Below are 10,793 nucleotides of genomic sequence, written 5' to 3'. Positions count from 1 at the left end.
CCCGCTTCGAGTTCCGCTGGAAGGATCAGTTCAACCTGTCGCTCGACCCCGACACGGCCCAGAGCTTCCACGACGAGACGCTGCCCAAGGAGGCGCACAAGGTGGCGCACTTCTGCTCCATGTGCGGACCGAAGTTCTGCTCCATGGAGATCACGCGCGAGGTTCGCGACTATGCCGCGCGCCTGAACGAGCAGCAGCAGGGAATGGATGAAATGAGTGAGAAGTTTCGGGAAATTGGAGAGCAGGTCTACATTCGAAGTGAGGCCTAACAGGACTAGTCAAGGCCGGGCGGCAGCACCCCATGGATATCGGCCAACCCGTATGGACTTGACGGGAGACAGCGTTGCCAAGTCGATCAACGTAATATCGTTGGAAACACCGTTGGTGGTGACAAGAAACTTGTCTTCGCGCGTAAGCTCGAGATGCCAAACGCGGATGCCGACGAGAAGGTACTTCTCGACGACGCCGGACTGAGCATTCACTACGGCGACGCGATTGGCCATCCCCAGTGCGACGAATGCCTTTTTCCCATCCTTCGTCAGCCGAATCCCGACCGGCGTGATGAGGTCTTTAGTGATGCCCCCAACCTGGAATGTTATGGTCCTCTCGATCGAGCGAGTTACCACGTCAATGACAGAGACGGAACCAGCGATCTCGGATGAGACCCAGAGCTTCTTGCCGTCGGCGGAAAACTCTGCATGGCGTGGACGTGCGCCGACGAGAACGTTGTCAAACACCTCGAGTTTGGCTGCATCGATGAAGTGCACCATGTTGCTCGTCTCTGACGTGACCACCACCGTTTTCCCGTCCGGCGACACGGCAATGCCCTCGGGCTCGACGCCCACGTCCACGCGCCCAACAACTTCCCGCGTCTTCACGTCGACGGCTGTCACCGCAGCGCTGTCCTCGTTGGCCGTGTAGAGGCGCAGGCCATCGCTCGCGAGAGCCAGCTGCTCCGGGTCATCGATATTATCGAAATCGCGCACATGCTCGTAAGTGTGCGCGTCGAACTCCTGGATGGCATTGCTGTCACTCGCACAAAGGTAGAGCTTCGTCCCATCTGGCGATATTTTCAGGCCGCGGGGCCGCTTCCCCACGCGCATGGTGTGCACGACCTCCATTTTCCTGATATCGATCACGGAGATGGTGTTGTCCTTCTCGTTGCTCACAAAAATCTCGTGAGCGCCGACCACAGAAGGCGCACAGATCGAGAGCACGACGGCAACAAGTCTCAGTCGGATCCACATGCTCCATTCCAATCAGGCGTTGAAGGGGGAAGGAAACATGATCTCTTTATTTCGACCCAAATGCTCAATTCGCAGGCAGCGTGGCGTGCAAGCGCTGGATAGCGCTTGCACGTTCTCTTGAGCCGATCGCAGTTGAGCGCAATCAGTTGCTCGCCGGCTGCGCCGCCTCCAAGGCCTGCTTTCTTATGAAATTCTGCAACGCCTTCAGATCGTCGTCAGAAAGGCTTCTAAACCTCGGCATCCCGTTGGGTGCGAGAGCTCCCTCCTGAACGATCGCCTTGAACTGCTCCGTGTGCACAACTGCCTCGGAGGCGCGAAGATCCGGTGTATAGCCGCCTGAGACCGCGCCGGCGCCATGGCACCAAGCGCAGGACGCCTTGTAGACGTGTTGCCCCCGATCGGCCAACTTGTCGTCCGGCGTGAAGCCATCGGGCGTCAGAACCTTCGCGAAGGTGGGCTCGCCGACCTCTGGCATGGGCTTGCCCGCGCCAACCGCAAAAGTCAAAAGCTGTCGAAGCTGTGCGCGGTAGCCCCAGCCATATTGAGCCATGGAACTTCCGCCGCCATAGGCGACGGCGGCACCGCCAAAGCCCACAAGCAGAGAGACATACTGGGTTCCGTCAACGGCGTAGGTAATCGGTGGAGCACTGATGCCGCTCCCCACGTTGACTGACCACAGCTCCTTGCCATCACGCGCGTCGTAAGCCGCGAACTTGCCGTCGATCCGACCTTGGAACACGAGGTTTCCGGCGGTGGTCATCGTTCCCGCATTCCAGTAGTTGGGTTGCGGCACCTCCCACACCTTTTTCTGCTTCACCGGATCCCACGCCATCAAAAAGCTGGTTCCCGCATCCTTCGGAATGTCGCTGCCGAGGCCAACATCGACGCCAACATCGATCTGGAACGACGGCTTTTTCCAAGAATTGAAATCGATTTTCGTGTCATCCCAGTGGGTCGGCAATTCCATCTGCGGGATGTACACGAGCCCCGTGTTTGGATTGTAGGACATGGCGTGCCACGAATGAGCGCCGAACACGCTCGGCCAGATCGTGATCGGCTTGTCCTCATAACGCGCGCCCGGGGCCTCAATTGGACGGCCGGTCTTCATGTCGATGCCAGTTGCCCAGGTCACTTTCGCAAATGGCTCCGCCGAGAGGAGCTTGCCGTCCTTCCGATCGATGACGTAGAAGAATCCGTTCTTGGGTGCATGCATCAGCACCTTCTTCCTACCCTCACCTTCCTTTAGCTCCAGGTCCGCGAGAACGATGTCCATCGTCGAGGTGTAGTCCCAGGTCTCCCCCGGCGTTGTCTGATAGTGCCACTTGTACTTTCCGGTTGTAGCATCGAGAGCGACGACCGAGCAGAGGAAGAGGTTGTCGCCGCCTTGCGGGCTGCGGATTTTCTGATTCCAGGGACCGCCGTTGCCGGTTCCGATCAGTATTTGATCGAACTCTGCGTCATAGGTGAAGGCGTTCCAGGTTTGGCCACCGCCGCCGATTTTCCACCACTCGCCGGTCCACGTCGTGGCCGCCATTGCTTGCGCTTCGTCCTCGAAGCCGTCGGCGGGGTTTCCGGGAACGACATAGAATCTCCACGCCTGCTCTCCTGTCTCGACGTGATACGCAGTGATGAACCCGCGCCCGCCACCTTGCTCGGAACCACCGTTGCCGACGATGACCAAATCTCGAAACGCCTTGGGAGCACCGCTGATATGAAGTGGCAGCTTCGGATCGAACGTCTGCGTGGTCCAAATGGGCGCCCCCGTCTTCGCGTCCAGCGCTATGAGGCGCCCATCAGCCGTCGCGATGATCACCTTACCCTTATAAAATGTTAGACCGCGGCTCCAACCCCACATCATGCGGGCGCGATCTCCGGCATGCTTCAGCGTCTCAGGGTTATATTCCCAGATCAGCTTTCCTGTTCTTGCGTCGACCGCGCGCGCGACGCTGTAGCTCCCCGTGAAATACATTACTCCATCAACCACGAGCGGCGTCCCCACGAGCGCGCGGTCTTCCGGCAAAGGCCGCGACCAGGCCAGACCAAGCTTTCCCACGTTGTCGACGTTGATCTGGTCGAGCGGGCTAAACCTCTGCTCGCTATGGTCCCGTCCATAAGCCAGCCAGTTGTCCTTCTGACCGCGGTCGCCCAACGCAGCATCATCGACAACCGTTTCCGCCGCGGCATCGCTCCAATATCCGGAAATAGTGCCGGCCAGGGCCAGCACCATTGCCGAGCCGGCGAGACACTTCAATCTGTCCACGTTCATCCTCGTTGCCTCCCCCTGTGTATATTCAGTTGTGTGGCGTTTCCTTTTATTTCCTTTACGCGGGAGGTGTCTCACGCGCGCGCGGCGACGCCTGCGATCCTTTGGGTGAGCACGGCGCGTGCGGTAGCAGACGTCGAAAGCCTCATTCCATTTTCTCCAGCGTTCGGGCCCACTTCATTGAGCAGCCCATTCCTTTTGTAGTCATCAATGCGCAAGCGTCATGCCAAGTCGAATCCACCCGGCACTTCCTTCAAAAACTTGCGAAAGCGCCACCCCTATACAGAGACAAATGTCACCTCATTGATCCAGGTGTCGTAGGACGTGTCGTGGCGCGCCTGCGCACGGCGTCGCACTCTCGGCGTGATACGATTCCCGCGGCGCCGTGATCTCTCGGCACGATGAAGGAGAAAGTCGATGCCGTGCGCATGCGACGATTGTCGCAACGGCGAGACATTCACGCAGTCGCTCATTTCAAAAGTTTGATTTTTCTCCCACCTTATCAGCGCCATAGGGCGGAGCCTCGTCCTGGCACGAAGGCTGCGTACATTAATTCGCGACGGCGACGGGCCGCAGGCGCGATCGCAATACGCAAGAAAATTGGGGAGGAGACACTTGCTTCCAACACGCGATCAAAAGGTATGGATGTACGAGACCATGCTCGTCAGCCGATACTTCGAAGAGACCATTGAAGCGATCTATCTCGAGGGAAAGAAACCCATTTTCAACATGGCCAAGGGGCCTATTCCGGGAGAGATGCATCTTTCCAATGGACAGGAGCCGTGTGCTGTTGGCGTCTGCGCGCATCTGGCGTCGTCCGACGTCGTCACCTCAACGCATCGCCCCCACCATGTCGCCATCGCCAAAGGCGTCGATCTCAGACGGATGGCGGCGGAGATCTTCGGCAAGAAGACCGGACTGAGCGGCGGCCGCGGCGGCCACATGCACATTTTCGATCCCGACGTGAATTTCAGTTGCTCCGGCATCATCGCCCAGGGCATGGGACCTGCGGTCGGCGCCGCGCTGTCTCGTAAGCTGCAGGGAAAGGAAGGCGTTGCAGTTTCCTATATCGGCGAAGGCGCCGCCAATCAGGGAGCCTTCCACGAGGCGCTCAATCTGGCCGCCTTATGGAAGCTGCCCGTGATCTTTGTCGTTGAGGATAACGCGTGGGGTATCTCCGTCGCGAAGGCAACATCGACGGCGGTGCCGAACAATGCCATGCGGGCGCAGGCTTACGGCATGCCCGGCTATCTGGTTCCGGGAAACGATCCGATCGCGATTTTCTCGGCGGCCGGCGAGGCCATCGCTCGCGCGCGCAACGGCGGCGGACCGAGCCTGCTCGACATCGAGACCGATCGGCTTGCGGGGCATTTCATGGGTGATGCCGAGGCCTATCGTCCGAAAGGCGAGCTCGACACCTTGAGAGCCAGGGATCCGATCCCAGCGCTTGCGCGGCGTCTCAAGACCGAGGACGCCCTTTCGGAGGCCGACAACAGTGCAATCCTCGCGCATGCCCGAAGCAGGGTGGACGACGCGATCAAGTTTGCACGCGAGAGCGATTACCCGGCGCCAGAGGAAGCGCTAGAGAAAGTCTTCGCCTGACGCGCGTACCCGCTGATTCAGAAACGACGTAGCCCAAAAATTACAGGAGAAACGCCCATGTCATCCGTAGCTGCCGCTGCTGTCAACGAGCGCCGGCTGACGATCGCGCGCGCTATGGCTGAATCGATTGCTCAGGAGATGCGGATCGATCCGCGGGTCTTTGTCATGGGCGAGGACGTTGGTCCGCTCGGCGGCGTCTTCGGCAATACGCGCGGATTGTTCGAGGAGTTTGGTGCCGAGCGCGTCCGCGATACCCCGATCTCGGAAACGGCCTTCATGGGCGCCGCCGTGGGTGCCGCATCCGACGGCATGCGCCCCATCGTCGAGTTGATGTTCGTCGACTTCTTCGGCGTCTGCTTCGACGCAATTTACAACTCGATGGCCAAGAATACCTACTTCTCGGGCGGCACAGTCAAGGTTCCCGTGGTGCTCATGACCTCGACGGGCGGCGGCTACTCCGATGCCGGGCAGCACTCCCAATGCCTCTACGCCACGTTCGCGCATCTGCCGGGAATGAAGGTCGTCGCTCCGAGCAACGCGTACGATGCCAAAGGGCTCATGACCACGGCGATCCGCGACGACAACCCCGTGATTTTCATGTACCACAAGGGTCTGCAAGGAATGGGTTGGCTCGGCACGGAACCCGCCGCCACGGTGAACGTGCCGGAGGAGAGCTACACGATCCCGTTCGGAACGGCGGCGATCGTGCGCGAGGGAAAAGACGTCACCATCGTCGGCGTAGCGATGGGCGTCCATAACGCGCTCAAGGCCGCGGATAGGCTGTCGACCCAAGGCGTCAGCGCAGAGGTCGTGGATCTACGGACTCTCGTTCCTCTTGATCGTGACACTGTGTTCGCTTCGGTCGCGAAAACCGGGAAGCTGATCGTCGTCGACGAGGACTATCGCAGTTACGGCCTAACAGGCGAGATCATCGCCAGCATCGTCGAGCGCGACATCACAATTCTCAATGCCGCGCCTCAGCGCGTGGCCTACCCGGATATTCCCATTCCGTTCACTCGGACGATGGAGCAGTTCGCTCTGCCGAATCCCGAGAAGATCATCGAAGCCTATGAAAAAATGAAAGGACGTCGCGGATGGCGGTGGATGTAAAGATCCCAACTGATCTTTGGGAGGAGGATGCAGAGGCAGCCATCACCAACTGGCTCGTCTCCGACGGAGCAAACGTGTCGGAGGGGCAGTTGATCGCAGAGATCATGGTCGAAAAGGTGCAGTACGAGATTCGATCTCCGGGCGCCGGCACCATTCAGATCGGGCTCCCGGTGGAGACTGTCGTGGCAAAAGGCGGCTCGATCGCCACCATCTCATAATTCGACGAGGAAAAGAGCCGTGAACGCTGAAATTCCGTCTCAAGTCGCCGCAGAAATCCCGGATCGAGTCATCCCGCTTTCTGGAATGAGAGGGATGATCGCGTCGAAAATGAAAGAAAGCATTTCGACCTCGGCTCAGTTGACCCACATCGCCGAGTGCGATGTGACGTCCCTCAGCGCGGCGAAGGCGCAACTGGCGGAGCGGGGCGTTAAAGCCTCGGTCGAGGATCTATTGATCCACGCCGTTGTCTCCTCGCTGCGAAAAAACCCACACCTCAACGCGACGCTCGAGGATAACGCCATCCGGGTGAAGTCTGCGATGAACATCTCCTGCGCGATCGCGCTGTCCGGCGACCTCCTAGTGGCGCCCACGATCTTGAATGCGGATTGCATGTCCCTCGCAGAGCGCATCGAAGCCCGGCGCGACCTAGTGGAACGCGCGCGCACCAACAAGCTCTCCGTCAAGGAGATGACAGCCGGGACGTTCACGCTGTCCAATATCGGCTTGTCCCGCGTGCGCTATTTCACGCCCATCCTGAATATGCCCCAGGTCGCAATACTCGGCATCGGCGAGGCCGGGTTGCGCCCCTGGGTCGTCGGCAATGGACGCATCGAGCCTCGCCCGATCATGGGCCTATCTCTGACGTTCGATCACCGGGCCGTCAACGGTGCTCCAGCCGCAAACTTCCTCACCGATCTCTGTCAGGCGATCGAACAATTCCGCCCCGAGTAGCTCCGTGCCAAACAACTTAGAGGCGACGACCTGGACGGCAGTGCCCGACGCTCCGCTCTTGGATTTCACCGCGGCTCGGAACCTGGAAAGGCGGATGCTCGATGCCGCGGCCGCGCGCGGGTTCGGCTGCGACTGGGTCGTCTGGAGAACGCATCAATCGCTGGTGGTTCCGTCGCAAACCGCAAACGTCGCGGATTTTTATCTGGCATCCTTGGATATGTCGCTGCGCGGATGGCCCGTCTACGTGCGCGACACAGGCGGCGACGTTACGCCTCAATCTCCTGGCGTTGTCAACGCATCCGCCGCGTTCGTCGTGCCACGCGCGGCGGACCTCAGCATACGCTCGACCTACCAACGCTTCTGCGAACCCCTGCTAGCGTTCCTGCGCACGCTCGGCGTTGACGCGTATCTATCGAGTGTGCCCGGCGCCTTCTGCGACGGCGCGTTCAACATTACCGTCGGAGGCAAGAAGCTGGCCGGAACGGCGCAGCGATGGCGGCTGACGCGAACATGTGATGGCGGGCCCGGCGTGGCCGTGCTGGCTCACGCGGCGATCCTGGCCGATCCGGACATCGAGCTCAGCATTGCCGCAACAAACCGGTTCTATCGCCTCTGTGGAGAGGGAGAGAGCCGCGAGGTGGATCCCGCACGACACACATCACTGGCCACTCTTCTGAGGACGTCGCAAGCTGGCGCGGAGCATATCTTACAGCGGCTGAGCGACTATCTCGAGCGGCAAAGAACGCTCGACATCAGTCTTGCTGGTTCGGCGAGATGATCCCGTACTTGCGGATTTTCCGGTGCAAGGTCGCTCGGCTGATGCCGAGCCCTTGCGCGGCGGTCGTAATGCACCACTTGGTCGCCTTGAGCGCGTCGATGATCTTCTCTTGCTCGACGCGCTCGTAAGCAAGCTCCAACGTCGCGTTCGGTTGATTGCTCGCAGTCGGCCACATGTGACGCGAGATCTCTGTTCTGGCGGCTGTCGACCAGGACAGCAGTTCCTCCGGAAGGTGCTCCAGCGTGATCTCGTGATCGTTGTGAACCGACAAGATCCAGCGGATCACATTTTTCAGTTCGCGCAGATTTCCCGGCCATCGATACCGCCGAAAAAGATCCTGCACCTCTTCCGAAATCGTGATCTTCTCTGCGTCGGGGCCCAGCTCGTCCTCGAGTATCCTCCCCACCAGCTCCAAAATGTCCAACCGCTCCCGTAAGGGCGAAACAACGATCTGCGCGCCTTTGATGCGGTAATAGAGGTCGCGTCGAAATCGTCCCGCCTCGACAAGCTGAGGCAGGTCGCGATGGGTCGCACAGATGATCCTGACATCAACGGCGATGGGTTCGGCGGCGCCCAACGGCGACACTTCGCGCTCCTCGAGGACGCGCAGGAGATGAGCTTGCAGGTCTGTCGGCATATCGCCGATCTCGTCCAGGAAGAGCGTGCCCCCGTTGCTGGCAACAATGCGTCCGACGCGACCCGTTTTCAGTCCCCCGGTGAATGTGCCCGGCGCATAGCCGAAGAGCTCGCTTGCGAGCAACGTCTCAGGGATCGCGGCGCAGTTAACGGCAATATATGGCTTGCTGGCCCTGTTGCTCTCGAGATGGATCGCCTTGGCGAATGTATCCTTGCCGACACCCGTCTCACCGAGAATGAGGAGAGAGATGTCCCGGTCCAGCAGCTTTCTGCAGAGGTCCACGTTGTGCCGCATCTTCGGGTCGCTGCCCGCGACGCGATCGAGCGCGAGTGGAGCCGACTTTCCGGACGCCCGCGACTTCGTCGCCGGCGATCCCGATGGACTTGCCCTCAGGACCTTCTTCTTGGGTAGGAAGGTCGTCACATACATGTCGGCACCATCAGTTCCGCTTAGCTTGACGTTGTGGGTCGCTAAGGGTTTGAGGTCGTCCAGGGGCACGCGCCAAAGATCCTGGAGATGCAAGCCTCCTAAATCGGAGAGCTCCGCCACACCCAGAAAGGACAACGCCTCCTGCGTGGCTCCCAGCAATCGTCCCGACTCGTCGATCGCAATAAGCGCATTCAACGCAAGCGGCATCGACTCCGGCTCACGCGAAAGCGCGACAATGCAGCTGTTCTGGTGGCATTTCCGAAAGAGGGTTGTGCTGATGCTTGCCGCTGCCTCTCGAACGATGTGATGTGCAAACGAACATTCGGAGCTGTTTGCAATCGACCGGCCGGAAAAGTCCAGCACCGCCACAACGCGGCCGTCGGGCGCGAAAATGGGCGCTGCCGTGCAGGTAAACCCCTTCAACGAGTGATTATAGTGGGCCGCTCCCGCCACTGTGACCGGGCGCCGCGACACGATGCACGTACCGATGCCGTTCGTGCCGACCATGTTCTCGTTCCATCGCGATCCGGTCGCGAGCCCCTCATCGGCCAACTCGCGGCTGGCCGATGTGTCAGCATAGCCCTGGATGACGATACCGGTTGCTTCGGTGAGCAGCAGGCAATAGTCGGCGTCACGCGCCACATGCCTCAAATGTGAAACGATCGCGTCGGATTCGAAGAGAATCTCCTCCATCCGTGATCGCAATTCTCGGACATTCTGATCCGCAACGCGCTCGACGTCCCGCCGCATGCTCGGCTCGAGGCCGTATTCTTGGATGCAGCGGTTCCAGGACGCTTGAATAACGTCCCCGCCAGGCGATTGCCCGGCAAAGCGCATCGGATTCTGGGGCATTGCCAGAGATCTCTATTGGTTGTTCTTTAAGCGTTTCCTAGTTCGAGCTTGCCATTAGTCCTGGAGACAAGCAAGGCGAGTTTGTCGCAAAATGATGACATTGAGAGTGCTGGATTAAGAAATTTAAAGTCGCAATTGTGCTCGGCAATCTGAGACGGCGGCATCGACTTTAGTACAAAATAGACCCTTAAAAAGGACGACCTGCTGCTGCAGATCCTGCTGCCCATCGATGCTCACAGCACGTTCGGTTCCAGCACCCGCTGCGGCATCCTCCCCTGTGGTGATCAAGCCGCCACGTTTGGCTCAGCAATAAGCATTGTAGCTCGAGACTTAATCTCGCGGGGCCCATAGCCGTTGAGTTCCCCTTTCGCTAGGGTGTTTTGATAAATAAAGAGAAGCCTGTCAGGGTCGCCGTGGCATCTTTGTCGACATCAAACTTCGGCGTCTTCAGTGCATGCATGGTAACAGTATACTTATGCTTTCGGCCATTCGGCGGGCACGGTCCGAAGAAGCCGGGTTTTCCAATATCGGTATTTCCTTCGACCGCGCCGGCAGGAAACACGCCGCCTTTTATCGCGTGTGCACTGGCCGGAATATTGTAAATGGCCCAATGCTAGAAACCGCTTCCCGTCGGGGCATCATGATCGAAGAAGGTGATCGCATAGCTTTGCGTGCCCTCCGGCCCCGCGTCCCACTCCAAGTCTGGGAGCTTGTTTCCGCCGCTGCATCCGAAGTTGTTTCAGAAGTGTTCGTTGCCGATCGGCTCGCCTTCCTTGAAAGTCGGGCTGCTAAGCGCCAGTGAATCCTCGGCGCGGGTCTGCGCACCACAGACCAAGGGTATGCTCACGGCCGTGCCGATGAAACCACTCGTTGCCAAAAATACCGCTGCCAGCGCCGCAGTCCTAACTTTGATCACTTTCCTCC

General features: G+C 59.4%; 10 protein-coding genes. 6 read left to right on the top strand and 4 right to left on the bottom strand.

The window, feature by feature from the left end; genetic code table 11:
- A partial coding sequence (locus CS1GBM3_RS19195) for a phosphomethylpyrimidine synthase ThiC (RefSeq protein ID WP_171946531.1) occupies positions 1 to 269 on the top strand: 269 nt, incomplete at its 5' end.
- Positions 270 to 278: 9 nt separating this feature from the next.
- On the opposite strand, the gene CS1GBM3_RS19190 is transcribed toward CS1GBM3_RS19195, so the two are convergent.
- Entirely contained in the window at positions 279 to 1,247 is a 969-nt protein-coding gene (locus CS1GBM3_RS19190) for a PQQ-dependent catabolism-associated beta-propeller protein (RefSeq protein ID WP_072397298.1), read from the bottom strand.
- 142 nt (positions 1,248 to 1,389) lie between these two features.
- Positions 1,390 to 3,513, bottom strand: a complete 2,124-nt coding sequence (locus CS1GBM3_RS19185; RefSeq protein WP_083567789.1) for a PQQ-dependent dehydrogenase, methanol/ethanol family — start codon at positions 3,511 to 3,513, stop codon at positions 1,390 to 1,392.
- Between the two features lie 642 nt (positions 3,514 to 4,155).
- Between CS1GBM3_RS19185 and CS1GBM3_RS19180 the strand changes: the two genes are divergently transcribed.
- The 5 genes from CS1GBM3_RS19180 to CS1GBM3_RS19160 all read left to right on the top strand — a co-directional run bounded on the left by CS1GBM3_RS19180 (position 4,156) and on the right by CS1GBM3_RS19160 (position 7,951).
- On the top strand, positions 4,156 to 5,112 hold the full coding sequence (locus CS1GBM3_RS19180) for a thiamine pyrophosphate-dependent dehydrogenase E1 component subunit alpha (protein WP_072397297.1): 957 nt from the start codon (positions 4,156 to 4,158) through the stop codon (positions 5,110 to 5,112).
- A 57-nt stretch (positions 5,113 to 5,169) separates the two neighbouring features.
- On the top strand, positions 5,170 to 6,222 hold the full coding sequence (locus tag CS1GBM3_RS19175) for an alpha-ketoacid dehydrogenase subunit beta (protein ID WP_072397293.1): 1,053 nt from the start codon (positions 5,170 to 5,172) through the stop codon (positions 6,220 to 6,222).
- Positions 6,207 to 6,440 carry a biotin/lipoyl-containing protein gene (locus tag CS1GBM3_RS19170; RefSeq protein WP_072397291.1) on the top strand — a complete coding sequence of 78 codons (234 nt, stop codon included), beginning with the start codon at positions 6,207 to 6,209 and terminating at the stop codon, positions 6,438 to 6,440. Before CS1GBM3_RS19175 ends, CS1GBM3_RS19170 begins: the two co-directional genes overlap by 16 nt.
- A 19-nt stretch (positions 6,441 to 6,459) precedes the next feature.
- Positions 6,460 to 7,173, top strand: coding sequence for a 2-oxo acid dehydrogenase subunit E2 (locus CS1GBM3_RS19165; RefSeq protein ID WP_072397287.1), 714 nt, complete (start codon positions 6,460 to 6,462; stop codon positions 7,171 to 7,173).
- Positions 7,174 to 7,267: 94 nt separating this feature from the next.
- Positions 7,268 to 7,951 (top strand): lipoate--protein ligase family protein, encoded by a 684-nt coding sequence (locus tag CS1GBM3_RS19160; protein WP_072397283.1) that lies wholly within the window; start codon positions 7,268 to 7,270, stop codon positions 7,949 to 7,951.
- Here the strand turns inward: CS1GBM3_RS19160 and CS1GBM3_RS19155 are convergent.
- Together CS1GBM3_RS19155 and CS1GBM3_RS19890 are read right to left on the bottom strand one after the other, a co-directional pair.
- Positions 7,926 to 9,710, bottom strand: a complete 1,785-nt coding sequence (locus CS1GBM3_RS19155) for a sigma-54-dependent Fis family transcriptional regulator (RefSeq protein WP_171946530.1) — start codon at positions 9,708 to 9,710, stop codon at positions 7,926 to 7,928. The genes CS1GBM3_RS19160 and CS1GBM3_RS19155 overlap by 26 nt on opposite strands.
- Positions 9,711 to 10,608: 898 nt before the next feature.
- Positions 10,609 to 10,785: a hypothetical protein gene (locus CS1GBM3_RS19890; RefSeq protein ID WP_171946529.1), complete on the bottom strand. Its 177-nt coding sequence runs from the start codon at positions 10,783 to 10,785 to the stop codon at positions 10,609 to 10,611.
- Positions 10,786 to 10,793 lie beyond the last annotated feature (8 nt).

Source organism: Hyphomicrobium sp. CS1GBMeth3 (genome assembly GCF_900117455.1).
GTDB lineage: Bacteria > Pseudomonadota > Alphaproteobacteria > Rhizobiales > Hyphomicrobiaceae > Hyphomicrobium_C.
This window is presented reverse-complemented; position numbering and strand designations above follow the sequence as displayed.

Bases quoted from the DNA above. Each gene is read 5' to 3' on its own strand.
- CS1GBM3_RS19190 (WP_072397298.1), bottom strand. From the start codon at position 1,247: ATGTGGATCCGACTGAGACTTGTTGCCGTCGTGCTCTCGATCTGTGCG.
- CS1GBM3_RS19185 (WP_083567789.1), bottom strand. From the start codon at position 3,513: ATGAACGTGGACAGATTGAAGTGTCTCGCCGGCTCGGCAATGGTGCTG.
- CS1GBM3_RS19180 (WP_072397297.1), top strand. From the start codon at position 4,156: ATGTACGAGACCATGCTCGTCAGCCGATACTTCGAAGAGACCATTGAA.
- CS1GBM3_RS19175 (WP_072397293.1), top strand. From the start codon at position 5,170: ATGTCATCCGTAGCTGCCGCTGCTGTCAACGAGCGCCGGCTGACGATC.
- CS1GBM3_RS19170 (WP_072397291.1), top strand. From the start codon at position 6,207: ATGGCGGTGGATGTAAAGATCCCAACTGATCTTTGGGAGGAGGATGCA.
- CS1GBM3_RS19160 (WP_072397283.1), top strand. From the start codon at position 7,268: ATGCTCGATGCCGCGGCCGCGCGCGGGTTCGGCTGCGACTGGGTCGTC.
- CS1GBM3_RS19155 (WP_171946530.1), bottom strand. From the start codon at position 9,710: ATGGAGGAGATTCTCTTCGAATCCGACGCGATCGTTTCACATTTGAGG.